This window comes from Pararhizobium sp. (assembly GCF_035497515.1).
GTDB lineage: Bacteria > Pseudomonadota > Alphaproteobacteria > Rhizobiales > Rhizobiaceae > Pararhizobium.
This window is the reverse complement of record NZ_DATJDJ010000126.1, coordinates 1-23,152: the sequence shown is the minus strand read 5'-3', so window position 1 is coordinate 23,152 and position 23,152 is coordinate 1. Positions and strand designations below refer to the sequence as shown.

Genomic DNA, 23,152 nt, shown 5'->3' with positions numbered 1-23,152 from the left:
TCGGTTACCGCGAATGTAGTGATCGCCGCCTTGAAGTCCACCCGTTGAGAGATAACATGATGGGTATGCACGCAGATATCGTCGACCTCCGCCAGTTCTATCATTCCCGCCTTGGGCGCTTTGCCGAACAGTCGATCAGCATGGCGCTGTCGTCACTCTGGGCGCGGCTGCCGGAAGAGCGGCTGGTGGGTCTCGGTTATGCCGTGCCCTATCTCGATCGTTTCCGGGCCGATACCGAGCGCACCTTCGCCTTCATGCCGGCAGGGCAGGGGGCGGTGAACTGGCCGGTGGCGGAACTCTCTTCCACCGCGCTGATCTTCGACGAGGAACTGCCGCTGCCCGATTCGTCGGTCGACCGGGTGCTGATGGTCCATTCGCTGGAATTTGCCGAAAATCCGCGCGAGACGATGAAGGAACTCTGGCGGGTGCTGGCGCCCGGCGGCCGGCTTGTCATTGTGGTGCCGAACAGGCGTGGCGTCTGGGCGCGCATGGAACACACGCCGTTCGGATCCGGCCGGCCTTATTCGCGCGGGCAGTTGACCGCGCTTTTGCGCGAAACCAACTTCACGCCCGGCGCATCGGCCGACGCGCTGTTTTTTCCGCCCTCGAAGCTGAAAATGGTCCTGAAGATGCGCCGCGCCTTCGAGCGGGTCGGCCGCTCGCTCTGGCCGATGTTTTCCGGTGTCATCATCGTCGAGGCGCAGAAGCGGCTCTACCAGGGCCTGCCCGTCGCCGCTCGCGCCTCCCGCCGCGTTTTCGTTCCGGTGCTGGCACCACAGGGCGTGCCGACGACGCGTGATCTGGGGCGGTAATCACTGCCGGCTGAGGGGTGAAGCCACACGCGAGAGCAAAGAGGCGATGCTCACTCGACAAAATCCGCCATCCCCTTTATTGGCAGGACGTCATTTTCCCGCCGTCGAAAGCTGATCCCATGAGCGCAGATCTCCAAAACCCCACGCCACGCCCCGGTATCCTCGATATTGCAGCTTACGTGCCGGGCAAGGAGCATGCGCCGGGTGTCGCCAAGGTCTACAAGCTCTCGTCCAACGAGACGCCGATGGGGCCGAGCCCGAAGGCTATCGAGGCGTTCCAGAAGGCGGCTTCCAAGCTGGAAATCTATCCGGATGGCCAGGCAATCGAACTGCGCGAGGCGATCGCCGCGGTTTTCGGTCTGAACACGGCCAACCTGATGTGCGGCAACGGCTCCGACGAGCTTCTGGGGCTGCTGTGCCATGTCTATCTCGCGCCAGGCGACGAGGCGATCATCACCGAGCACGGCTTCCTCGTCTACAAGATCCAGATCATGGGCGCCGGCGCTACGCCGGTCACCGTGCCGGAAGCCGATTGCCATGTGACGGTCGACGCCATTCTTGAGGCCGTGACGCCGAAGACCAAGATGGTCTTCCTCGCCAATCCCGGCAATCCGACCGGCACTTATGTTCCCGTCGATGAAGTCCGCCGCCTGCAGGCCGGCCTGCCGAAGAATGTCATCCTGGTCCTTGATGCGGCCTATGCGGAATATGTCCGGCGCAACGATTACGAGGCGGGTCTTGAACTTGTGTCGTCCAACCAGAATGTCGTGATGACCCGGACCTTCTCGAAGATCCACGGCCTTGCGGCGCTTCGGATCGGCTGGATGTATGCGCCGCTCGCCATCATCGACGCGCTGAACCGCGTGCGTGGTCCGTTCAACATGAACGCACCGGCGATAGCCGCCGGCGCCGCCGCGATCCGCGATCAGGCCTTTGCCGCTGCCGCCGTCGAGCACAACCTGACCTGGCTCGGCAAGGTCACGGGCGCCCTGTCGTCGGTTGGCCTGCGCGTCACGCCGTCGGTTGCCAATTTCGTGCTGATCCATTTCCCCGATATCGATGGCAAGCGGGCGCCGGATGCCGACGAGTTCCTGACGAGCCGCGGCTATATCCTGCGGGCCGTGCGGGGGTATGGCCTGCCGAATGCGTTGCGCATGACCATCGGCTCGGCCGAAGCCAATGAGGGCGTCATCGCCGCGCTCACCGAGTTCATGGGGCAATCTTGATGTCAGGTGGCGTGATGGCAAAGCAGTTCGAGACCATCGCGCTGATCGGTATCGGCCTGATCGGCTCCTCGATCGCACGCGAGATCAAGGACAAGGGCCTCGCCGGCTCCGTGACAATCTCGACGCGCAGCGAAGCGACGCTGAAGCGGGCGCAGGAACTGAACCTCGGCGACCGCTACGTGACATCGGCGGCCGAGGCCGTCAGGCAAGCCGATCTGGTGATCGTCTCGGTTCCGGTCGGCGCATCCGGCGCGGTTGCGGCCGAAATCGCTGCCAATTTGAAGCCGGGCGCTATCGTCACCGATGTCGGCTCGACCAAGGGTTCGGTCATCGCCCAGATGAAGCCGCATATGCCGGAAGGCGTTCATTTCATCCCCGGCCATCCGATCGCGGGTACGGAATATTCCGGACCGGACGCGGGCTTCATAGGCCTGTTCAAGGGCCGCTGGTGCATCCTGACGCCTCTGCCGGAGACCGACGAGACGGCCAAGTCCAGGCTGCGCACCTTCTGGGAAGCGCTCGGCTCGATGGTCGACGACATGGATCCCGAGCATCACGACAAGGTGCTGGCGATCGTCTCCCACCTGCCGCACATTATCGCCTACAATATCGTCGGCACCGCCGACGATCTCGAAGCCGTGACAGAATCCGAAGTCATTAAATATTCCGCCTCCGGGTTCCGCGATTTCACCCGTCTCGCGGCCTCCGATCCGACCATGTGGCGCGATGTCTGCCTGCACAACAAGGACGCGATCCTAGAAATGCTGTCGCGGTTCTCGGAAGATCTTGCCTATCTGCAGCGGGCGATCCGCTGGGGCGACGGCGACAAGCTGTTCGACCTCTTCACCCGCACCCGCACTATTCGCCGCTCGATCGTCCAGGCCGGCCAGGACACCGACATGGCCGATTTCGGGCGGCATGCGATGGATCAGAAATAGGCGGTTGGGCTCACTTGGGCTTCAGAGCTTCATCGGCCACTTATGCGCGGATGCATGACGGTCAGGATGTCGATGGTTGACCCCACTCGATAAGGCACGATGTCGGAAATATCGGGCAGCACCAGTTCACGGGTGCCAGGGATGCGGCCCTCTGCCATCCTTCGCGCGACGCATGGTCCTTGATGGCCCGCATGGCCATGTATGCCCGCACGGCCATGGATGAGCGGGAGCGGTCAAGTTTTTCGACCAGTTGGTCGAGCTTGGTTGCGATGTCATCTGTAACGCGAACCGTGAATGCAGCCATGATCAGACCTGCGTGGTTCCCTGTGATTGTTCGTGAACTAAATATGTTCGTCAGGGTTCGATGAGGGCTCCTGCTGATGTCCCTCAAATCGCCGGCAGTTCCCCGATCGGAAAAAACGCCAGAAATGCGATCCCGTCGCGGACGTTGAGCTTCACCGTCGCCTCGTTCTTGCCGTCCGCAAGGGCAGTCAGCATGTTGGCGATGTTGTTGATCATGACGGTGCCGTCCTTGTCGGCGAAAACCTTGACGAGGTTCTGGCGCCAGCCCTCGATATTCTTCATGGTGACGCTGAACTCGCCGGAGATCAGGCCCTGATCGTCGATGCTGAACGGGCCGGAGGCGGTGGTGACCATGCCGTTGCCGAGATCGAGCGTCAGGGCGCGCATCTCGCCCTTGGCTCCATGCAGGGCGCCGGACTGCAGGCCGCCGGCATTCATCAGGGCGGCGCGGCCGACGAGCGTCAGGTCGGCGGTGCCGTTGACCGGCGGCAACAGGCTCGGGCCGCCGTCGATCTTTCCATCGAACCCGTCGATGCTGAAGGCTGCGTCGAGATCGTCGCCATTCTGGCGCAGATGTATCTCGCCGTGCTGGGCAGCGAAGGCCAGCTTGTGGGTTTCGCCGGGGAACGCGTCCTCTTCCAGTGCTGGAAAGACAGCGGTTCCGCTCAGTTTGTCATAGGTGATCGAGGTGCGATCGAGGCTGGACAGTGTCGCCTCTACGCTGGCATGCAGCAGATCCCAATCGGCTGAAAACGAAATGCCGGGCGAGAAGCGCACTTCCGCCGGCCCGTCGAGTTCGATGACGGCATGGCCCGGCCGGTAGACCTGGGCGGCCGAGCGCAGTGCACCGAACGTCGCCGATGCTCCCCGAACCGTGTCGTCAAGGCGAACGGTGTCACAGAACAGGCCGATACGGAAAGGGAAACCACGGATATCCATGTCGACGCATTCGGCCGTGCTGCCGGCGTTGTCCTGGGCGAGATAAGAAGCCAGCCGGCTTTCGATCCGGTTGGCGGCAAAGAACCAGAGGCCCGTATAGAGCAGGATGAACAGGAGAATGCCGATGCCCAGCCGCCTGATCTTCCGGGCTCCGGTCGTGGGGGCGGCAAGTTCCGTGGCCGTCATGAAATGCTCCAGCGGTCATCGTCTCTGACGCTGCGGCACCAGGACTGGGTCTTAAAATCAGGGCGATCCGGCAGTCGGCCGTCAGGAATTCGATTCCGATTCCGGGGCTTCTGCGCTAGAAAGCTCAAGAGTGCGAATGAGCCGCTCCACATGCCCCTCATTTGCGGCGCATGGATGGCGGGATGTGAATGGCAGTGGATATGGACGATTTTTGGGTCTTTGGCTACGGTTCGCTGATGTGGAATCCCGGCTTTGCCTTCGAAGACAAGATGATGGCAAGGACTTTTGGCTACCGGCGCTCGCTCTGCGTCCGCTCCTGGGTGCATCGTGGAACGCAGGAACGGCCGGGTCTCGTGCTCGGTCTCGATCGTGGCGGCTCATGCCGCGGCATGGCGTTCAAGGTGGCAACCCGTAACAAGAATGCCGTCGTCGATTACCTGCGCGAACGCGAATTGGTGACGCAGGTCTACAGGGAACGAACCATGCCGGTCGTGCTCGCTGACGGCCGCCGCGTGTCGGCGCTCGCCTACATCATCGACCGTGCCCATGCGCAATATGCCGGCCTGTTGAGCCCGGAGGAAGCCGCGGCGACAGTCTTGGTTTCCCATGGCAAATCGGGCGCCAACACGGATTACGTCGTCAACACCGTCGCCCATCTGAAGGAGATGGGCATCCGCGATCCCTGGCTGGAAGCGGTCGTTGCGAAGATCGGACCCGCTGACCCTCAGGCCTGAACACCCAGTTCCTTCAGCCGTGTTATGGCTGTCGGCGGCAGCGGCAGGTGCGGGTTGTTCTTCACCGTTTCCACCAGCAGCGCATCGCTGGCGCTTTCCATCACCCCGACCAGCGTTTTCAGGAAGACGTCGGGATCGAGCCCGGGGCCGATGGGCGGCAGGATCTGCACCTTGAAATGACCGGGATAGCGTAGGAACTTGCGGCGCGGCCAGAACAGGCCGGGATGCATCACCACCGGCACTACCGGCGTGGCGAGATCGCGGTAAAGCCGGGCGATACCGTATTTGTAGTCGGGCGGTGCGCCGGCCGGCCGGCGGGTGCCCTCGGGATAGATGATCAACTGCCGGCCGGTCGCCATTTCCTGCTTGGTCCGCTCCATGACGGCCGCCATGACCTTGCCGCGAGCGCCGCGATCGACGGGCACCATGCGTTGCTTCTGCACATACCAGCCGAACAGCGGGATCCAGACGAGTTCGCGCTTGAGGATGAAGAAGGGATCGGACAGCCAGGGCAGCAGCGCATAGACATCCCAGAACGACTGGTGCTTCGGCGCGAAGATGTAGCCGCCCTTCGGGATGTTCTCCAGCCCCTCGATCTCGAACGTCGTGCCGACGATCACCCTGAACAGCCAGTGATTGCTGCGCGCCCAGTTCTTCGGAACGAACCATGATGTCTTGCGGGGAGCGAGAAAATAGAACGGCGTCATCACGATCATCTGAAGGATCAGATTGATGTAGAACACGATGTTGAACAGCACGGAACGCAGGATGATCATCGGCGGGCTTTCGCAACGAAACAGGTCATCCGTGCCCTACACGAATATTCCAAAGGAAAACAGTCTGGCGGCAAAGATTGCGGTCGGCCGCCCCAAGGAAAGGGTTCAGTTCTTCTCGTTTCTGAGCCCGCTTGCGGTATGCGCGCCCAGTGCGTCGCGCAAGGTCGCGATCGTCAGCTTCAGATATTCCGACAGGATGGTCTTCAGCACCATCGGATTGCGCAGCCAGTTGGTGCTCTTCAGGTCCGAGTTGACGACGGGATAGGCGATAAAATCGATACCCTGATTGGCGCGGCGCAGTTCCAGCAGGCTGCGCGGCATGTGGTAATTGTTGGTGACGACGAGGATGCTGCGATATCCGTTGTCGCGGATCCAGCTGGCGGTTTCGTTGGCATTGCCGATCGTGTCGATCGCGTCGTAACCGATATCGACGCAGCATTTGAAAAGGTCGGCCGAACTCTGGGTGTTGCGGCGGATCTGGCCGCGGGTGGTCGACGGGTGCACGCCGGAAATCAGCAGGCGCTTGCCGGCGCCGGTCTTCAACAGGTCGACGGCTTGGTCGATCCGTTGAAAGCCGCCGGTCAGGACGACGATGGCGTCGGCCTTGGGATTGGCGGGCGGCTGCAGCGAGGCGACCGTGTCGGCGAAATAGAGGAAGCCGGCTGCTGCGCATCCTGTAACGAGAAGCAGGACATAGAAGGTCAGCCGCACCAGCCGGCGGCGAAAGCTGATATGCCTTCGCGTCCGGGTGCCCCGCTGCCGCATGTCGCTGCTTTCGGTCATTCCTGCTCCGGATGCTTTGCCAGCCAAACTGATTCCTGGATAGAGTCAGATTGCGGCAAGGGGTGGGTGCAAGGCAAAGCAATCATGGCCGTCAGCTCTGGTTGCCGTCGATGCGGGCCGGATCCGAGCGGATCAAGTCGATCTCGTAGATCGTCCGCATGACCGTGAAACGTGCCGTCAGCGTGGTCAGGAGCGCGATGACGACCATGATGGCGGCAATCCCGAGATAGCCGGTATAGCCGATGGTGAAACTTCCGAACATCGCCGTTGTCTGGTCGCTCTCCGGCGTCGCCAGCGAGCGCGACTGCCAGAAGCTCGCCACGGCGAAGCAGAGCGCGGCCAGAATGCCGCCGGCGCCCGCGCCCTTGAGGCTGATTTTCAGGAAATGCTTCTGGAATTCGGAGGCGACGAAACCCGCCTCGGCGCCGACGAAATGCAGCACCTCGACGATATGGCGATTGCCCGACAGCGTGCCGCGGGTGGCGAAGATCACGGTCAGTACCATTGCCGAAAAGACGAGGACAAGCACGCCGGTGCCGATCAGCGCCGTCGTGTGCGCCATGGCCACCAGCCGATCGACCCAGGTGCGGTGGTCGTCGAGATAGGCCTGCGGGATGGCGTCCGTCAGCGCCTTGCGCATGGCGGTGAAATCCGGCGGGTTCTGCTCGTCGATCGTGATGATGACGAGACGCGGAACGGGCAGGTCGTCGATATCGAGACCTTCGCCGAGCCACGGCTCCAACAGACGGGACGTTGCAGCCTTGTCGACGATGGTGCCGTTCGTGGTGCCGTCGAAGGTCAGCGCCAGGTCGCGGGCGTCGGCGAGCGCCTTTTCCATGTCGAGCTTTTCGTCGGGCTTGATCTGGATGGTGATCTCGCGGGAGATCTGGCTCTGCCAGCTCTGCGCCGTCGCGCGCACCATGCTGACCGCGCCGAGCGTCAGGCAGGCGAGGAAGGCCATGATGGCGATGACCAGCATCAGGGCATTGCCGGAGACATTGGCGGGCGGCACGATCGGTGCGGTCGGGCGTACGCGCAACGAAGCCTTGCGCTCCGTCGGCGCTGGTGGCTGCGAGCGATCGGTGACGCGGGCCTCACTCATAGATGTCGAGCCGCCCCTGCGAAAGGATCATCCGCCGCGCCTCGACCTGATCCATCAGCGACAGGTCGTGGGTGGCGATGACGACGGCGGTGCCGAGCCGGTTCAATTCCAAAAAGAGATTGAGAAGCCGGCGCGCCATCGGCGGATCGACATTGCCGGTCGGCTCGTCGGCGAGCAGGATTTCGGGCCGGTCGATGAGCGCGCGGGCAATCGCGGCACGCTGCTTCTCGCCCCCTGACAGCACCGGCGGCAGCACGTTGATGCGCTCGCCGAGCCCCACCCAGCCCAGCAGTTCGAGAACGTCGGCGCGATAGGAGGTTTCGTCCTTGCCGCGCACGCGCAGCGGCAGGGCGACATTCTCGTAGGTGGTCAGGTGATCGAGCAGGCGAAAATCCTGGAAGACGATGCCGACCCGGCGGCGCAGCATCGGGAATTCGTCGCGCGGAATGGTCGAGATGTTGCGGTCGAACATGCGGATCAGGCCGCGCGTCGGCTGCAGCGACAGGAACAGCAGCCTGAGCAGAGTCGTCTTGCCGGCGCCCGATGGGCCGGTCAGGAACTGGAACGATTTCTTGGGAATGTCGAAGGTCAGGTCCCGGAGGATTTCCGGACCCATTCCATAGCGCAATCCGACATTTTCAAAATGAATCAACGGTTAAGTCCAGCTTCTCGTCAGGCATGCCTGCCACGCGTCCGCGGCGGGCTGATGGCCGTGCCGCGCGACGCAACGCAGCACCGCTGTTACAGCGTCAACATGGTTAAACAGTGGTTAATTTTCCATGAAAACACGCCGGTCCGCGAGCGTCATTTTCGAAGCATTAACCATTTAGGTTTACGTCTGGGAAAGGTTTGTTTCAATGCCCGAATCTAGCCTGCGAGGCTCACGGGCATTCTGGCGCGGTCGATATGGCCGCGAGAGGAGAGACCATGAACGCTTCCCGGTCCCGCGGTGCCGCCCGCCAGATGGATTTCCTGCCGCCGGATCGCCCGGCACGCACAGCTCCCGCCGCATCCAGGACCCGCGCCGTCGAGATCATCGACGCGGAGTTCGAGACAGTCACGGTCAACAACCGGCGCGGACCTTATCCGATCTTCAACGACAACAGCCGGGCAGGGCCACGTCTGGACGTTCGTCCGACGGCGGTTGCCGTGTCCCAGGATGGTTTCTTCTCCCGCGCTCTCAGCCGCTTCGAGCGCAGGCTGCAGGTGGCGTCTCCCAAGGCCTTTGCGGTGCTGGTCACCTGCCTGTGCGCGCCGGTTTTCCTGCTGGCGCTCGGAATGCCCCAGCCGCAGCCCGCGGTCGCCTCGTCGCCGGCGCTGTCGATCAACAGTGTCACCACGGCGCTGAACGATGCCAATGGCATGAAGATCCTCTCCGTCTTCGGTGCTGTGGAAAACAACACTGATGTACCGAAGGCCGTGCCGACGATCCTCGTCGATGTCATCGCCAACGGTCACCGCAAGACCGCCAGCCGAATCGAATCCGGAGTGTCGGTTCTGGCTCCGGGCGAAAGCCGTCCGTTTTCCACGCGCCTCCTACACACAGGTGGAAAACTGCCCGAGGTGGCCGTTTCCTTCGGCGGAACGGGTGATTCGACGCCCTGACTGTGCTAAGCGGCTAGGTTCCGGAGGCATCAAATGCAGTCTCCCCTGAAATTCGTGGAGACATCCGTATGCCCGTCGTTCGTGGAAAAAATATCGATCCGCTCTATACCGCCGAAGTCATCTCGACGCGAAACATCGCCATGGCGCAGGAGATCGCCAAGGGGCCGCTGGACGACCTCTTGGTCATCGCGGTGCTCAAGGGCTCGTTCATCTTCGCTGCCGATCTGATCCGCGCCATGCATACGGTCGGTCTTGCGCCGGAAGTGGAGTTCATCACTCTCTCGAGCTATGGCACCGGCACGGTTTCTCAGGGCGTCAAGATCATCAAGGATATCGACAGCGACGTGCATGGACGCGATGTCCTTTTGATCGACGATATCCTGGAATCCGGCCGCACCCTGCTTTTCGCCAAGGAGCTGATGCTGGAGCGCGGCGCCAAATCGGTGACCATCGCCGTCCTCCTCGACAAGAAAGTCAAGCGCCAGACCGATCTCGAGGCGGATTATGTCGGCTTCGAATGCCCGGATTATTTCGTCGTCGGCTACGGCATGGACGTCGCCTATGCCTTCCGCGAACTGCCCTTTGTCGGCGTTGTCACAGGCGACGCCTGATCGCACTGTTCCGGAATGGCACGGTTTGGCGCTGGGGGGCTGTGGACAGCGTCTGATCTCGCAATTCGCGTTTACGGAATACAAAGGATCGTCTGGTGTTTTGGGGCCTGCAGCGGCGTGCTGTGAGTCGCGGACCGGGCCTTCAACGGCGATCGTCCCGGCGGAGTTGTTGCCGAACCGGAGGCCATGATGGCGAAGATCCTGATTACCGAAGATGAAGATAGCCTGCGCCGCTTCGTGGCCCGCGCCCTGCAACTGGACGGCCACCAGACCGTCGAAGCCGCCGACGGCGCCGAAGGCCTCGCCTGCCTGCAGGATGGACCGTTCGACTTGCTCTTGTCGGATATCCGCATGCCCGTCATGGACGGCATCGAACTCGCCCTCCAGGCCGCCGACGCCTTTCCGGCGCTCAAAATCCTGCTGATGACCGGCTACGCCGAACAACGCGAACGCGCCGACAACCTCACCGGCAAGGTCATCGATGTCGTGTCGAAGCCGTTTACGTTGCCGGATATTCGGAAAGCGGTTGCCGTGGCGCTGGCGGCTTGAGGGTATTGCCTATAAATCCGCGTTTGCAGAAACTTACCCCCTCTGTCACTTCGTGACATCTCCCCCACAAGGGGGAGAACATTCTTTTCCCACCTCTCATGTCAGGGACGTCGGCGTCGCCGACAGAGGGGGCTGGGTGCGGCATACGCCATTGGGCGCAAAGCTCGTCCCCTCAAAATCCTCACCGAATATCCAGCAACCTCTCCAGATACTGCCGCTCCGTCTCCGGTGACGTATTCGTGCCAAGGCGTCTGCGGATTTCGTCGAGGATCTCTCGCGCCCGTTGGGTGTCGATCTCGTCGGGCACTTTGACCTGATCGCCGAAATCCGGGCCGGCGTTCTGCTGGCGGCGGCCGAGCGGGTCGCGGCCGTTCTGGCCGTATTGCGGCACGCCCTGACCCTGGCCGGGGCCTTGTCCCTGGCTCTGCATCTGCTGCATCATGTCCTGTGCGCCATCGCGGAGTGCCTGCAATGCGCGGCCCTGGCTGCCGACGGCCTGTTCGCCCTGGCCCTTGCCGAGCGCGCCGGCGGCGCCCTTCATCTCGCGACCGGCCTCGCCGAAGCCCTTGCCGGGCTTGATGCCCATGCCTTCCAGACCTTTCTGCAGGTCGCCGAGTTGCTTGGCCAGAGCGTCCTGCTGCGCCTGCATGTCCTTCAGCGCCTGCTTCAGTTCCTCGGCCGTCATCTTGTCCATCGGATTCTGCTCAGCATTCTCGTCGCGCTGCTGGCCGGGCTCCTGCGGCATCTCCTGGTCGAACAGTTCCTGGTCCTCGCCATCGAGCGGATCGCCGCGCTGCATCCGGTCACGCAGGGCTTGATCATATTTGAACGTCTCGTCCATCAGCCGCTGCTGCTCCTGCATCAGCTGGCCGAGCTTGTCCATCTGCTTGCGCATCTCGCTGTTTTCCTGGCCCTGCTGCTGTTGCTGCTGCATCCGGCCGGCCTGGAGATTGTTCATCATGCGCTGCATTTCCGACAGCAGCTGGCGCGCCTGATCCTTGGCTCCCGATTTCGCCAGGTTCTCGATCTGGTTCATCATCTTTTCCAGATCCTGCTGGCGCAGGACATTGTTCTGGTTCGGATTGGCGGCAACTTGTGGGTTCTTCGCGGCCTGTTTGGCCAGCGCCTCCATGTAGTCCTTCATGGCGTCGCGCAGTTCCTGCATCAGCTTGGCGATCTCCTCGTCGGAGGCGCCGCGCTCCAGCGCTTCCGAAAGCTTCTGCTGGGCGTCGCGCAACTGCTTGTCGGCCAGCGCCATGTCGCCGTCCTCGATGCCGAGCGCGATTTCCCAGAGGTAACTCGCCGCATCGCGCAGCATGTCGTCATTGCGCGACAGCGCCATACGGGCGCGGGCGGATTGCAGCAGCAGGAAATGCGTGAGGTTGGGGATCGTCTCGTCCGGGCGCACCATCAGCGCATCGTTGAGTTCGATCGCACGCGGCAGATCCAAGGCATTCAGTGAAAACACCTGTCGCTGCTCGGCGACGGCGCCCGCCAAGGGCTCGAAGAAGGGGCGGGCCGGCAGGATCATGTCCTGCGGCACGCTGCGGCCTTCCTGTCCGGCGGCATCCTTGGCAACGAGCGTGACGCGCACGCGTTTGCCGGACAGCGGATGTTCCGAGAGATTGCGGCTGGTCAGCCCCTTGGCTTCGCGCACATTGCGCTTGGGCAGGTCGAGGCGGTATTCCGGGAGGGGATAAAGCGGCCGCGCATCCGCCGCCGGCTTGTCGAGCGGGGTGATTTCGGCCCATGCATCCTGGATGCCGTAATCGTCCTTGGCCGAGAAGCCAATTTCCAGCGCTGCAGCCACGGTCGTGCGCGGCAGGCCGTCGAAGGCAATGTCGGGCACGCTGTCGGGAATGACCGTGAAGGCCCATTTTTCACCGGCGACGGAAAGCGTGCCGTCCTTGGTGATCTTCAGGAGATGCGTGTCGCTGCCGGGCTTGGCGGGATCGGCAGCCACCGTTTCCGTGGCAGTCTTGCCGGCATCGTCGGGCTTTCGTCCCTGCGCCGCGATCACCAACGGCTCGGCCGCGCCGTCTTCCAGATAGGTAACCGGCGTATCCTCGCCGCCGCTGGTGATGCGCACGGTCAATTCGCTGAATTGCGGGATGCGCAGCGGCTCGGTGCCGGCGGCTATGGGCTCGGCGCCCTGGCGTCCGGTCAGGAAGACCGGCGCCCGGCCGGTATAGCCAGGCGGCGTCACCCAGGCATCGATGCGGGTGTCAGGCGTGGTGACCGCGGGCTGCGGCGGATAGAAGGCATCGGAAATCATTCCGGCCTTGTTGGAATGGGAATAGGCGAAGGCGAGACAGGCGAGAAGCACCGGCACGGCGCGCAGGCCATGGCGGTCGGTGCGGGCAATATCCGGGCGAGGCGGGCCGGCCTCCAGCGTGCCGATCAGCCGCGCCATCCGCGCCTGATGTTCCTGCCACAGGGCCTGGCCGAAGGCGCCGCTGGTGGCGGGTTCGTCGTCCTGCACGCGGATTGCCTGATGTGGCAGGTTGTTGCGCTCCTCCAGCATGCGGTCGGCTTCGGCAATGCCGGGCACGCGGACTCGAAGGAGCGGAACGATGAAGGCGACAAAGGCGGCGGCGAACACAATGAGAGCGGCAATATGCAGCCACGTCGGCGCGACCCGGAAGAAACCGAACCATGCTGCCGAGACGAAGAGGAGGGCAATGACCAGCAGCGGCAGCGCGCGCGGCGTGGCGCGCTCAGTCAGCAGCACGATACGGGCAAGCGTTCGCTTGATCGCAAGGCTTCCCGCAAAGCCAGCCGCTTCTTTCGAAGCATCGCGCCGGATGTCCGTCATCCGTTTCCTTTCAGCGTTTCACTCGCTGCAAAGGATAGCACTCTTTGTGGCGAAGACGAGGGCGACAACGCAAACGTGATCGATTTCGACCGTCGAGCTCGCCGCTATCAACAATGCGGAGGGCGGAAGGCGGGGCGTTGTTATTCCAGCCAATCCGGCACCGAATCCAGCCCGATCAGCTCTTCATAGGTCTGGCGCGGGCGAATCACATGGAAGCGGTCGCCGTTAACGAGGACTTCCGGAACCAGCAGGCGGGTATTGTATGTGCCGGCCTGCACCGCGCCATAGGCGCCGGCCGTGCCGACCGAGATCAGGTCGCCGGGCTTCGGCATCGCCATTTCCCGGTCGAGCGCCAGGTAGTCGCCGGTCTCGCAGACCGGGCCGACGATATCGGCCTTGATGCGCGGCGCGTTGGCGGCGGAAATGCGCACCGGCTGGATCTCGTGATAGGCCTCGTAGAGCGTCGGGCGGATCAGGTCGTTCATGGCGCCATCGACGATGACGAAGGTCTTCGACCCGCCGTCCTTCACATAGATCACTTCGGTCACCATGATGCCGGCATTGCCGACGATCAGGCGGCCGGGCTCCATGACGATCTTGCAGCCGAGTTCGCGCAACTGGTCCTTGACGATCCCAGCATAGGCATCCGGCAGGGGTGGGGGGCTGTTGTCCAGCTTGTAGGGCACACCGAGACCGCCGCCGACATCGACGTGGTCGATCGTATGACCATCGGCGCGCAGCGTATCGACCAGTTCGCGCAGCAGCTTGAAGGCATCGGCAAACGGCTGCAGCTCGGTGATCTGGCTGCCGATATGCATGTCGATGCCGGTCACCTGAATGCCGGGCAGGGTGGCCGCATGGGCATAGACGGTGCGGGCGCGCTCGTAGGCGATGCCGAACTTGTTTTCTTTCTTGCCGGTCGAAATTTTGGCATGGGTCTTCGCATCGACATCGGGATTGATGCGGAAGGAGACATGCGCCTTCTTGCCTTCGCGCACGGCGCGGGCGTTGAGGATCTCCAGTTCCGGTTCGGATTCGACGTTGAAGCAGTAAATGCCGGCGTCCAGCGCCAGGTCCATTTCGGCAACGGTCTTGCCGACGCCGGAGAACATGATGCGGCTTGCCGGGATGCCGGCCGCCAGCGCGCGGCGCAGTTCGCCGCCGGAGACCACATCGACACCGGCGCCCAGACGACCAAGCGTCTTCAGCACCGCCTGGTTGGAGTTGGCCTTCATCGCATAGCAGACCATCGCGTCGATATCGGAAAAGGCTTGGGAAAAGACCTTGTAGTGCCGCTCCAGCGTTGCCGTGGAGTAGCAGTAGAACGGCGTGCCGACCGCCTTGGCGATGTCGATGACGGAGACGTCTTCCGCAAACAGGATGCCGTCGCGATATTCGAAATGGTTCAAGGGAGCGCTCTGTCACAGGAGGGGATCGAGGAGAAAGGGCTTGCCCGGCGCTTCATCCTTCGTTTCGACGGCACCCGGTGCCGCCTTGGTGTTGATCGGCTGGGACGAACCCGGACGATCAAGGTCGCCTTTTCGGCCGCAGCCGGACAGTGTCAGGCCGGCAACGGTGAGGGCAACAAGCACGTAAGTTGTTTTCTGTAAGCGCATGGATGGTTCCCGGTCCGGGCCATCAGGCCCTTCGTGCAAAATTCGTCAGAACTCATATCGGCTTTTCAAGGCGCTGTGCACCCCGAATCGTGTCGTCAGTTCCGTGCGCGCCACCAGGCGATCTGCTTGCGCACCTCGTTCGGCGCCGTGCCGCCAAAGCTCTGGCGGCTGGCGACGGAGGCTTCGACGGTCAATACGTCGAAGATCTTGTCGGTGATGGCCGGGTTCAGCGCCTGCAGTTCCTCGAGCGTCAGTTCCGATAGTTCGCAGCCCTTCTTCTCCGCCAGTGCCACGGCATGGCCGGTGACATGGTGGGCATCGCGGAACGGCAGGCCCGCCTCGCGCACCAGCCAGTCGGCAAGATCGGTCGCGGTGGAATAGCCGGAGCCGGCGGCGGCCTTCATGCGGTCAGCACGGATGGTCATGTCGCGCACCATGCCGGTCATGGCGGCAATCGCCAGTTCCAGGCTCTCGGCACTGTCGAACACCTGTTCCTTGTCTTCCTGCATGTCCTTGGAATAGGCGAGCGGCAGGCCCTTCATGACGGTCAAGAGCGCGATCAGCGAGCCGTTGATGCGGCCGGTCTTGGCGCGCACCAGTTCGGCGGCATCGGGGTTCTTCTTCTGCGGCATGATCGAGGAGCCGGTCGAGAAAGCATCCGACAGCCGGACGAAACCGAATTGCGGCGTCGACCAGATGACGATCTCTTCGGCCAGGCGCGACAGGTGCACGGCGCAGATCGAGGCCAAAGCCAGGAATTCCAGCGCGAAATCGCGATCCGACACCGTGTCGATCGAGTTGCGGGTCGGGCCGGCAAAGCCGAGCGCCTTGGCGGTCATGTGGCGATCGATCGGAAAGCCGGTGCCGGCAAGTGCCGCCGCGCCGATCGGACTTTCGTCCATGTGCTCGATGGCGTGGCGCACGCGCGAGCGGTCACGGCCGAACATCTCGACATAGGCCATGCAATGATGGCCGAAGGTGACGGGCTGGGCGGTCTGCAGATGCGTGAAGCCGGGCATCACGGTTTCCGCATGCTCCTCGGCGCGGTCGAGGAAGGCGGCGATCAGATCGGTCAGCATCTTCTCGCACTTCTGCAGCTCTTCCTTGACCCAGAGGCGGAAATCGAGCGCCACCTGGTCGTTGCGGGAGCGGGCGGTGTGCAGGCGTCCGGCCGCCGGGCCGATCAGCACTGCGAGACGCGCCTCGACATTCATATGGATGTCTTCGAGGCGGCGGGAGAATTCGAACTGGCCACTTTCGATTTCTGACAGGATCGTGGTCAGGCCGTGAACGATCTTGTCTTTATCATCGGTCGAAATGATGCCTTGATGCGCCAGCATGGTCGCATGCGCTATTGAGCCGCGGATGTCCTGGGCGAAAAGCTTCTTGTCGAAGCCGATCGAGGCATTTATCTCCTCCATGATCGCCGCCGGTCCCTGAGCGAAGCGTCCGCCCCACATCTGGTTGGAGCTTTTGGTTTCGGAAGTGCCGTCAGCCATGAGAATGCCCGCCCTGGAGTATGACCCATTTGGAAAATGAGATGACAGACCAGAAGAAGCGCTTTCCCCCTGGCAAATTCGTGGTGATCGCGGCCCTTGCCGGGCTGATCGCCGGTGCGGCAGTCGTATACGTCAGGGAAAGCGGGTCTGGCAATGGTGCCGCCGTCGAAACCGCTGATGCGAAGGCCTGCGAGGCCTCAAAAGACAAGGTCGCAGCCATCACACCGTTCCTGAAAGGCCAGGTCGCAGCCATGGCGCCGGTCAGCGAGCCGCGCCCGATCGCCGGATTGAACTTCAAGGGCAAGGACGGCAAGGACCTGACGCTCACCGATTTTGGCGGCAAAACCGTGCTGCTCAATCTGTGGGCGACATGGTGCGTGCCCTGCCGCGAGGAGATGCCGGCGCTGAATGCCCTGCAACAGTCGGCCGGCAGCGACAGGTTCGAAGTCGTCGCCGTCAACATCGACATCGGCGACGACGAAAAGCCCAAGGCTTTCCTTGATGAGACCAAGGTCCACGACCTCGGCTTCTACCGGGATTCCTCGATGGGCGTCTTCAACACGCTGAAGAGGGAAGGGCTTGCCTTCGGCCTGCCGGTCACCCTCCTGATGGATGACAAGGGCTGCCTGATCTCCTCGATGAACGGCCCCGCCGCCTGGGACAGCGACGATGCCAAGGCACTGGTCAAGGCGGCGATCACGCCGGCACGCTGAACGCGTCGATCGCTGTCTTACTCGATCGTGTAAATCCGCTGCCGGATGATGCCAATATGACCGTCGGAGTCGATTTCGCCGGCAAATTCCGGCGCGGCATCGAATTCGATGGTTTCGCCGTCTCCGGTCGTCGCCAGCACACGGCGCGAATCCGGCCGGTCGATAATCTCGGTGATCCTTGCGGGAATGCCCGGGCCAATGGCCTGCCAGGAGACGTCGCGCGGGCGAAAAAGGATTTCCGCTGGTCCATCGGCGAGGGCGGGTGCGTCGAAGGTTGTTCCCCCAACCTGCGCCTTGCCGTCTGCAATGGTTGCCGACAGCCGGTTGGTGTCGCCAAGGAATTTCATCACGAAAGCGCTGGCCGGGTTGCGGCACACTTCTTCCGGCGTACCATTCTGAACGATCTTGCCCCCATTCAGGATGACCACGCGGTCAGCGAGGTCGAGCGCCTCTTCCTGGTCATGGGTGACGAACAGCGTCGTGATGCCCAGCGTCTTGTGGATCTCGCGCAGCCAGCGCCTGAGGTCGCGGCGCACATTGGCATCCAGTGCGCCAAAGGGCTCGTCGAGCAACAGCACCTTCGGATCGACCGCAAGTGCGCGCGCCAGCGCCACACGCTGGCGCTGGCCGCCGGAAATCTGGGCCGGGAACCGTCCCGACAGCCCCTGCAATTGCACCAGCGTCAGCAATTCCTCGACGCGAGCCTTGATCTGCTGCTGCGTCCGGCGTGTCTTCGAAACTTTCATGCCGAAGGCGATGTTTTCGCCCAGCGTCATATGTGGGAAGAGCGCGTAATGCTGGAACACGAAGCCGACGCCGCGATCGCGCACCGGAATGTCCGTGGCATCCTGCGCGCCGAAATGGATGCTGCCGCTGTCGACATAATCGAGACCGGCCACCATGCGCAGGATCGTGGTCTTGCCGGACCCGGATGGACCGAGCAGCGCAACCAGTTCGCCGCTCTCGATATCCAGCGACACATCGCGCACGGCGCGGAAGGTGTTGAAGGTCTTGACCACATTGTCGAGGCGAATTTTCACTTGGGGCTCTCCGCAGGGGATGAAACGAGGCCTGGCCGGCTGATGCGGCCCGCGCCCTGGCGTTCCAGCAAGACCTTGGCAATCAGGGTGACGATGGCCAGCACCGCCAGGATGGAGGCGGCGGCGAAAGCGCCGACGGCGTTGTAGTCGTGATAGAGCAGTTCGATATGCAGCGGCAGCGTGTTGGTCTCGCCGCGAATGTTGCCGGAGACGACGGAAACCGCGCCGAACTCGCCCATGACCCGCGAATTGCACAGGATCACGCCGTAGAGCAGCGCCCATTTGATATTCGGCAGGGTTACGGAAAAGAACGTTCGCCAGCCGCTTGCACCGAGCGATGTCGCGGCTTCCTCCAGATCCCGCCCTTGCGCCTGCATCAGCGGAATGATCTCTCGGGCAACGAAGGGCGCGGTGACGAACATGCTGGCAAGCACGATGCCCGGAAGAGCAAACAGGATCTTGACGTCGGCGGATTGCAGCGCCGGCCCGAACAGGCCCTGCAGGCCGTAGACGAAGAGGTAAGCGACACCGGCGACGATTGGCGACACGGAGAACGGAATTTCGATAACGATCAGCAGCAGCCTGCGACCCCGGAAGTCGAACTTGGTGATCGCCCAGGCGGCGGCGACGCCGAATGCGGTGTTGATCGGAACCGCGATCAGGGCCGTCAGTGCGGTCAGGCCGATGGCGCTCAGCGTATCCGCGTCGGCAATGGCGGCGCCGAAGAAGGCAACGCCTTTCGAGAAGGCTTCGATGCCGATGACGGCAAGCGGCGCGACGATGATGAGACAGGCAACGATGACGACGATGCCGATCAATGCGTAGCGGACAAGCGGCGCATCGCCGACGCGTGGCGCGGTTCCGGGTTTGCGTGCCGTCATCTCAGCCTCTCTCGGAATAGCGCAGGGCGCGCGCCTGCAGCAGATTGGTGACCGCGAGCATCAGGAAGGCGGCCAGCAGCATGACCGAGGCGATCGCCGCCGATGCCGGATAATCGTATTCCTCGAGCCGAATGAAGGCGAGAAGCGCCGTGATCTCCGTCTCATAGGGCTGATTGCCGGCGATGAAGATGATGGCGCCGAATTCGCCGAGGCTGCGGGCGAAGGAGAGCGAGACCCCGGCCAGAAGTGCCGGCGCCAGAAGCGGCAGCATGACGCGCAGAAAGATCGACAGATCGCCGCCGCCGAGCGTCTGTCCGGCCTCCTCGAGAGCCGGGTCCAACTCTTCAAGGACCGGCTGCACCGTTCGCACGATGAAGGGTAGGCTGGTGAACGCCATGGCGATCATGATGCCGAGCGGCGTATAGGCAACCTTGACGCCGATCTGCGACAGGGCACCGCCGAACCAGCCATTGCTGGCGAAAAGGGTCGTCAGCGCGATCCCGGCAACGGCCGTCGGCAGCGCGAACGGCAAATCGACGACCGCATCGAGCAACCGGCGGCCCGGAAAGCGATAGCGCACCAGAACCCAGGCGAGCGCCAGGCCGAAGATGAGATTGAACAGCGTCGCGCCCAAGGCACAGAGAACGGTGACGCGGTAGCTCGCGACCGCACGCTCGGAAGAAACGATGCGCCAGTAATCTTCCGGTCCCAGGCTCGCTGCCTTGAAGATCAGCGCGCCGAGCGGCAGGACGACAATGATCGATACGTAGACAAGGGTCAGCCCCAGGGAAAGCGGCAGTCCCGGCAATATGCGCCGTCTCACATTCAACACCTTCTGCAAACGCCAAATCGGCGGATGGCCTGCATCCGCCGATTCAGCATGACAATTGTAACGCCCTGTTAGCGGCTGCCGTAAAGGCTGTCGAGCACCGCGCCTTCGGCGAAGTGATCCTTGGAAATCGCCTTCCAGCCACCGAAGACGTCATCCACGTTGACGAGCCGGATATCCGGGAACTGGTCCTTGAATTCGGCTGCGATCGTCGGGTCGTTGACCCGGTGGCCGAATTCGGCGGCAACCTTCTGGCCTTCCGGCGTGTAGAGGAAATCGAGATAGGATTTCGCCAGGTCACGCGTGCCGCGCTTGTCAACGACCTTGTCGACGATCGCGACCGGGAATTCCGACAAGAGGCTGACCGACGGCACGATGCTGGTGAACTTGTCTTCTCCGTATTGCTTGGCAATGCCGCGCGTTTCGGCTTCGAAGGTGATCAGCACGTCGCCGATCTCGCGCTCGACGAAGGTCGTGGTGGCTGCGCGGCCGCCGGTGTCGAAAACGGGGACGTTGTCGAAAATCTTGGCAATGAATTCCTTCACCTTGGCGTCGTCGTTCTTGAATGCTTCCTTGGCATAGGCGGTTGCCGCGAGATAGGTGTAGCGGGCGTTACCCGAGGTCTTCGGGTTGGGGAAGATGACCTTCACATCATCACGGACAAGATCATTCCAGTCCTTGATATTCTTCGGGTTTCCGGCGCGCACCAGGAAGGAAGGGAAAGAATAGAACGGCGAGGCGTTGTTCGGAAAGTCCTTCTGCCAGTCTTCCGAGACGAAACCGTTCTTGGCGAGGAAATCGATGTCGGTGACCTGGTTGAACGTCACCACATCCGCTTCCAGCCCTTCGGCGATCGCGCGGGCCTGCTTGGAGGTGCCGGCATGCGACTGGTCCACCGTAACGCCGGGATGCAGCTTGATGAAGGCTTCGTTTTCGGCAGCGAACAATTCGCGCGAAACATCGTAGGATGCGTTCAGCAGCTTGGTTTCCTGTGCCTGGACGGAGAAGGGCGCGCTCAGGGCAAAAACGGCTGCGCCGATCAGCAGAAGGTTTTTCATGAAGGTGTGAACTCCCGGTGTGTTTCATGATCTGTGACCAGGAAACTACAGGGCAGGCGCTGCAAATCCGAGGCATCCGGGTTTATGGCCAGGGACAGGCGGAAAATAAAATTGCGCCAAATTTCGATCAAGAGGAATTGAACACTGCCGAGTGGTACGCGGCGGCATTGAAAGTCTTTGATATCAATATGGTAGAAGACGAATATAAACGCCGGTCCTTACCGGGTCGGGACCGGCACTTCGCCGCGATAGTCGTAGAAGCCGCGTCCGGATTTACGGCCGAGCCAGCCTGCCTCGACATATTTGACCAGCAGCGGGCAGGGGCGATATTTCGAGTCCGCCAACCCGTCATGCAGCACCTGCATGATCGACAGGCAGGTGTCCAGCCCGATGAAGTCAGCGAGTTGCAGCGGTCCCATCGGATGGTTGGCGCCGAGCTTCATTGCCGTGTCGATCGCATCGACGCTGCCGACGCCTTCATAGAGCGTATAGATCGCTTCGTTGATCATCGGCAAAAGGATGCGGTTGACGATGAAGGCCGGGAAATCCTCGGCGACGGTGACCGTCTTGTCCAGCGTCGCGACGAACTGCTTGGCGGTCGAAAACGTGCCTTCTTCCGTCGCAATGCCGCGCACCAGTTCAACCAGCTTCATCACCGGCACCGGGTTCATGAAGTGAATGCCCATGAAGCGTTCCGGCCGGTCGGTGGCGGAGGCAAGCCGGGTGATCGACAGCGACGATGTGTTGGTGGCGAGAATAGCGTCGGCCTTCAGGGCAGGACAGACCTGGCCGTAGATCTTGCGCTTGACGCTTTCGTCCTCGGTCGCCGCCTCGATCACCAGGTCCATCGGCGAGAGGTCGTTGACATCGGCGGAGCCCTTGATCAGCGACAGCGCCTTCTTGCGCTCCTCGTCGGTCAGTTTGCCGGAGGAGACCTGGCGGGCCATGTTGCCGTTGATGGTGGCAAGCCCGGCTTCGACCCGGTCGGCCGAAATGTCGTAGATGTGCACCTTGTAGCCGGCCGCGGCCGATACCTGGGCAATGCCGCAGCCCATTTGTCCAGCGCCAACAATTCCGACATTCTTGATCATCGAGCAGTTTTTCCATCTTCAATCCGGAAGGGCGGTCGCGCTTCCGGTCAGGCACAGGCCATGTGTCGCCCCTCAGGGCAACATCTTCGGATGCCAGTGATAAAGACAACGCACCGAATTTTCCAGCCTTTATTCACACTTGCGATGATCGCATTGACCGGAAAAATCATGTCCTGAACATGAAAACGGCCGCGTCTGTGCGCGGCCGTTTCGTGGATCCTGCCGGGGAGGGCTCAGAGGGCCTTCTGCAACTCCGGCAATATGACGAAGAGATCGCCGACGAGGCCGTAGTCTGCGACCTGGAAGATCGGGGCTTCCTCGTCCTTGTTGATGGCGACGATGACCTTCGAGTCCTTCATGCCGGCCAGATGCTGGATCGCGCCGGAAATGCCGACCGCGATGTAGAGCTGCGGTGCGACCACCTTGCCGGTCTGCCCGACCTGCCAGTCGTTCGGCGCATAACCGGCATCGACGGCAGCACGGCTGGCGCCGACGGCGGCACCGAGCTTGTCGGCGACCGGCAGGATCACGTCCTGGAATTTTTCCGAGGAGCCCAGCGCCCGGCCGCCGGAGATGATGATCTTCGCCGAGGTCAGTTCCGGACGATCCGACGAGGACAGCGCATCCTTGACGAAGGTCGAGAGACCGGGGTTTGCTGCCGCCGCGATGCTCTCGACCGAAGCCGAACCACCTTCCGCCGCAGAGGCGAAGGAGGCGGTGCGAACGGTGATCACCTTCTTGGCATCGCTCGACTGAACCGTCTGGATGGCGTTGCCGGCATAGATCGGCCGTTTGAACGTATCGGCCGAGATCACTTCGGTGATCTCGGAAATCTGCGCCACGTCGAGCAGGGCGGCCACCCGCGGCAACACGTTCTTGCCGGTCGAGGTGGCGGCCGACAGGATCGTGTCGTAGGAACCGGCCAAGGATACGATCAGGGCTGCGAGCGGCTCGGCGAGGTTGTTGGCGAGGTCGTCGCTGTCGGCCAGCAGCACCCTGGAAACGCCGGAAAGCTTGGCGGCGGCGTCAGCGGCGGCCTTGGCGCC

The 23,152-nt window shown here is 62.5% G+C and carries 23 protein-coding genes and 1 pseudogene; 8 read left to right on the top strand and 16 right to left on the bottom strand.

Features of this window, described 5'->3' with window-relative positions:
• Positions 1-65 precede the first annotated feature (65 nt).
• The 3 genes from VL202_RS13415 (at position 66) to VL202_RS13405 (ending at position 2,976) form a co-directional block, all read left to right on the top strand.
• Complete coding sequence (locus VL202_RS13415) at positions 66-812, top strand: class I SAM-dependent methyltransferase (RefSeq protein ID WP_325464642.1); 747 nt, start codon at positions 66-68, stop codon at positions 810-812.
• 119 nt (positions 813-931) lie between these two features.
• Positions 932-2,038, top strand: a complete 1,107-nt coding sequence (hisC, locus tag VL202_RS13410) for a histidinol-phosphate transaminase (RefSeq protein WP_325464610.1) — start codon at positions 932-934, stop codon at positions 2,036-2,038.
• 11 nt (positions 2,039-2,049) lie between these two features.
• Positions 2,050-2,976 (top strand): prephenate/arogenate dehydrogenase family protein, encoded by a 927-nt coding sequence (locus tag VL202_RS13405; RefSeq protein WP_325464641.1) that lies wholly within the window; start codon positions 2,050-2,052, stop codon positions 2,974-2,976.
• A 145-nt stretch (positions 2,977-3,121) separates the two neighbouring features.
• On the opposite strand, the pseudogene VL202_RS25975 reads toward VL202_RS13405, so the two are convergent.
• Together VL202_RS25975 and VL202_RS13395 are read right to left on the bottom strand one after the other, a co-directional pair.
• A pseudogene (locus tag VL202_RS25975) lies at positions 3,122-3,283 on the bottom strand (ribbon-helix-helix protein, CopG family); the annotation flags it as partial.
• Positions 3,284-3,363: 80 nt separating this feature from the next.
• Positions 3,364-4,404, bottom strand: coding sequence for a DUF2125 domain-containing protein (locus VL202_RS13395; RefSeq protein WP_325464609.1), 1,041 nt, complete (start codon positions 4,402-4,404; stop codon positions 3,364-3,366).
• A 188-nt stretch (positions 4,405-4,592) separates the two neighbouring features.
• On the opposite strand from VL202_RS13395, the gene VL202_RS13390 reads away from it, so the two are divergent.
• On the top strand, positions 4,593-5,138 hold the full coding sequence (locus VL202_RS13390) for a gamma-glutamylcyclotransferase (RefSeq protein WP_325464608.1): 546 nt from the start codon (positions 4,593-4,595) through the stop codon (positions 5,136-5,138).
• Here the strand turns inward: VL202_RS13390 and VL202_RS13385 are convergent.
• From VL202_RS13385 to ftsE, 4 genes are all read right to left on the bottom strand, one after another.
• Complete coding sequence (locus VL202_RS13385; RefSeq protein ID WP_325464607.1) at positions 5,129-5,914, bottom strand: 1-acyl-sn-glycerol-3-phosphate acyltransferase; 786 nt, start codon at positions 5,912-5,914, stop codon at positions 5,129-5,131. The genes VL202_RS13390 and VL202_RS13385 overlap by 10 nt on opposite strands.
• A 105-nt stretch (positions 5,915-6,019) precedes the next feature.
• A complete protein-coding gene (locus VL202_RS13380; protein ID WP_414692857.1) occupies positions 6,020-6,697 on the bottom strand; it encodes a YdcF family protein in 678 nt (225 codons plus the stop codon).
• A 91-nt stretch (positions 6,698-6,788) separates the two neighbouring features.
• Positions 6,789-7,799: an ABC transporter permease gene (locus tag VL202_RS13375; protein WP_325464606.1), complete on the bottom strand. Its 1,011-nt coding sequence runs from the start codon at positions 7,797-7,799 to the stop codon at positions 6,789-6,791.
• Positions 7,792-8,451: a cell division ATP-binding protein FtsE gene (gene ftsE, locus VL202_RS13370; RefSeq protein ID WP_325464605.1), complete on the bottom strand. Its 660-nt coding sequence runs from the start codon at positions 8,449-8,451 to the stop codon at positions 7,792-7,794. The genes VL202_RS13375 and ftsE overlap by 8 nt, the downstream gene beginning before the upstream one ends.
• 275 nt (positions 8,452-8,726) lie before the next feature.
• Between ftsE and VL202_RS13365 the strand changes: the two genes are divergently transcribed.
• The 3 genes from VL202_RS13365 (at position 8,727) to VL202_RS13355 (ending at position 10,564) form a co-directional block, all read left to right on the top strand.
• A complete protein-coding gene (locus VL202_RS13365; protein WP_325464604.1) occupies positions 8,727-9,404 on the top strand; it encodes a hypothetical protein in 678 nt (225 codons plus the stop codon).
• Between the two features lie 68 nt (positions 9,405-9,472).
• The gene (hpt, locus tag VL202_RS13360) at positions 9,473-10,015 is read left to right on the top strand and encodes a hypoxanthine phosphoribosyltransferase (protein ID WP_325464603.1); all 543 of its coding nucleotides are present in this window, start codon (positions 9,473-9,475) and stop codon (positions 10,013-10,015) included.
• A gap of 189 nt (positions 10,016-10,204) precedes the next feature.
• Positions 10,205-10,564: a response regulator gene (locus tag VL202_RS13355; RefSeq protein ID WP_325464602.1), complete on the top strand. Its 360-nt coding sequence runs from the start codon at positions 10,205-10,207 to the stop codon at positions 10,562-10,564.
• Between the two features lie 181 nt (positions 10,565-10,745).
• On the opposite strand, the gene VL202_RS13350 is transcribed toward VL202_RS13355, so the two are convergent.
• From VL202_RS13350 to argH, 4 genes are all read right to left on the bottom strand, one after another.
• Positions 10,746-13,379, bottom strand: coding sequence for a TIGR02302 family protein (locus VL202_RS13350; protein WP_325464601.1), 2,634 nt, complete (start codon positions 13,377-13,379; stop codon positions 10,746-10,748).
• 140 nt (positions 13,380-13,519) lie between these two features.
• On the bottom strand, positions 13,520-14,788 hold the full coding sequence (gene lysA / locus VL202_RS13345; RefSeq protein WP_325464600.1) for a diaminopimelate decarboxylase: 1,269 nt from the start codon (positions 14,786-14,788) through the stop codon (positions 13,520-13,522).
• Between the two features lie 12 nt (positions 14,789-14,800).
• Positions 14,801-14,995, bottom strand: a complete 195-nt coding sequence (lptM, locus tag VL202_RS13340) for an LPS translocon maturation chaperone LptM (protein ID WP_325464599.1) — start codon at positions 14,993-14,995, stop codon at positions 14,801-14,803.
• Between the two features lie 95 nt (positions 14,996-15,090).
• Entirely contained in the window at positions 15,091-16,494 is a 1,404-nt protein-coding gene (gene argH, locus VL202_RS13335) for an argininosuccinate lyase (protein WP_325464598.1), read from the bottom strand.
• 41 nt (positions 16,495-16,535) lie between these two features.
• Between argH and tlpA the strand changes: the two genes are divergently transcribed.
• Complete coding sequence (gene tlpA / locus VL202_RS13330; protein ID WP_325464597.1) at positions 16,536-17,207, top strand: thiol:disulfide interchange protein TlpA; 672 nt, start codon at positions 16,536-16,538, stop codon at positions 17,205-17,207.
• 17 nt (positions 17,208-17,224) lie between these two features.
• On the opposite strand, the gene VL202_RS13325 is transcribed toward tlpA, so the two are convergent.
• The 6 genes from VL202_RS13325 to VL202_RS13300 form a co-directional block, all read right to left on the bottom strand.
• Positions 17,225-18,247, bottom strand: a complete 1,023-nt coding sequence (locus VL202_RS13325; RefSeq protein ID WP_325464596.1) for a sulfate/molybdate ABC transporter ATP-binding protein — start codon at positions 18,245-18,247, stop codon at positions 17,225-17,227.
• A complete protein-coding gene (gene cysW, locus VL202_RS13320; RefSeq protein ID WP_325464595.1) occupies positions 18,244-19,128 on the bottom strand; it encodes a sulfate ABC transporter permease subunit CysW in 885 nt (294 codons plus the stop codon). Before cysW ends, VL202_RS13325 begins: the two co-directional genes overlap by 4 nt.
• A 1-nt stretch (position 19,129) precedes the next feature.
• Entirely contained in the window at positions 19,130-19,951 is an 822-nt protein-coding gene (gene cysT, locus VL202_RS13315) for a sulfate ABC transporter permease subunit CysT (protein ID WP_325464594.1), read from the bottom strand.
• A gap of 77 nt (positions 19,952-20,028) precedes the next feature.
• The gene (gene cysP / locus VL202_RS13310; protein ID WP_325464593.1) at positions 20,029-21,015 is read right to left on the bottom strand and encodes a thiosulfate ABC transporter substrate-binding protein CysP; all 987 of its coding nucleotides are present in this window, start codon (positions 21,013-21,015) and stop codon (positions 20,029-20,031) included.
• A gap of 218 nt (positions 21,016-21,233) precedes the next feature.
• On the bottom strand, positions 21,234-22,106 hold the full coding sequence (locus VL202_RS13305; protein ID WP_325464592.1) for a 3-hydroxybutyryl-CoA dehydrogenase: 873 nt from the start codon (positions 22,104-22,106) through the stop codon (positions 21,234-21,236).
• Positions 22,107-22,339: 233 nt separating this feature from the next.
• The coding region (locus VL202_RS13300; RefSeq protein ID WP_325464591.1) for an electron transfer flavoprotein subunit alpha/FixB family protein at positions 22,340-23,152 on the bottom strand (813 nt) is incomplete at its 5' end.

Excerpts from the sequence above, each read along its gene's own strand:
- VL202_RS13415 (WP_325464642.1), top strand. The coding sequence starts at position 66 with ATGCACGCAGATATCGTCGACCTCCGCCAGTTCTATCATTCCCGCCTT.
- hisC (WP_325464610.1), top strand. The coding sequence starts at position 932 with ATGAGCGCAGATCTCCAAAACCCCACGCCACGCCCCGGTATCCTCGAT.
- VL202_RS13395 (WP_325464609.1), bottom strand. The coding sequence starts at position 4,404 with ATGACGGCCACGGAACTTGCCGCCCCCACGACCGGAGCCCGGAAGATC.
- VL202_RS13390 (WP_325464608.1), top strand. The coding sequence starts at position 4,593 with ATGGCAGTGGATATGGACGATTTTTGGGTCTTTGGCTACGGTTCGCTG.
- VL202_RS13385 (WP_325464607.1), bottom strand. The coding sequence starts at position 5,914 with ATGATCATCCTGCGTTCCGTGCTGTTCAACATCGTGTTCTACATCAAT.
- VL202_RS13380 (WP_414692857.1), bottom strand. The coding sequence starts at position 6,697 with ATGACCGAAAGCAGCGACATGCGGCAGCGGGGCACCCGGACGCGAAGG.
- VL202_RS13375 (WP_325464606.1), bottom strand. The coding sequence starts at position 7,799 with ATGAGTGAGGCCCGCGTCACCGATCGCTCGCAGCCACCAGCGCCGACG.
- VL202_RS13365 (WP_325464604.1), top strand. The coding sequence starts at position 8,727 with ATGAACGCTTCCCGGTCCCGCGGTGCCGCCCGCCAGATGGATTTCCTG.
- hpt (WP_325464603.1), top strand. The coding sequence starts at position 9,473 with ATGCCCGTCGTTCGTGGAAAAAATATCGATCCGCTCTATACCGCCGAA.
- VL202_RS13355 (WP_325464602.1), top strand. The coding sequence starts at position 10,205 with ATGGCGAAGATCCTGATTACCGAAGATGAAGATAGCCTGCGCCGCTTC.
- VL202_RS13350 (WP_325464601.1), bottom strand. The coding sequence starts at position 13,379 with ATGACGGACATCCGGCGCGATGCTTCGAAAGAAGCGGCTGGCTTTGCG.
- lptM (WP_325464599.1), bottom strand. The coding sequence starts at position 14,995 with ATGCGCTTACAGAAAACAACTTACGTGCTTGTTGCCCTCACCGTTGCC.
- argH (WP_325464598.1), bottom strand. The coding sequence starts at position 16,494 with ATGGCTGACGGCACTTCCGAAACCAAAAGCTCCAACCAGATGTGGGGC.
- tlpA (WP_325464597.1), top strand. The coding sequence starts at position 16,536 with ATGACAGACCAGAAGAAGCGCTTTCCCCCTGGCAAATTCGTGGTGATC.
- cysW (WP_325464595.1), bottom strand. The coding sequence starts at position 19,128 with ATGACGGCACGCAAACCCGGAACCGCGCCACGCGTCGGCGATGCGCCG.
- cysP (WP_325464593.1), bottom strand. The coding sequence starts at position 21,015 with ATGAAAAACCTTCTGCTGATCGGCGCAGCCGTTTTTGCCCTGAGCGCG.
- VL202_RS13305 (WP_325464592.1), bottom strand. The coding sequence starts at position 22,106 with ATGATCAAGAATGTCGGAATTGTTGGCGCTGGACAAATGGGCTGCGGC.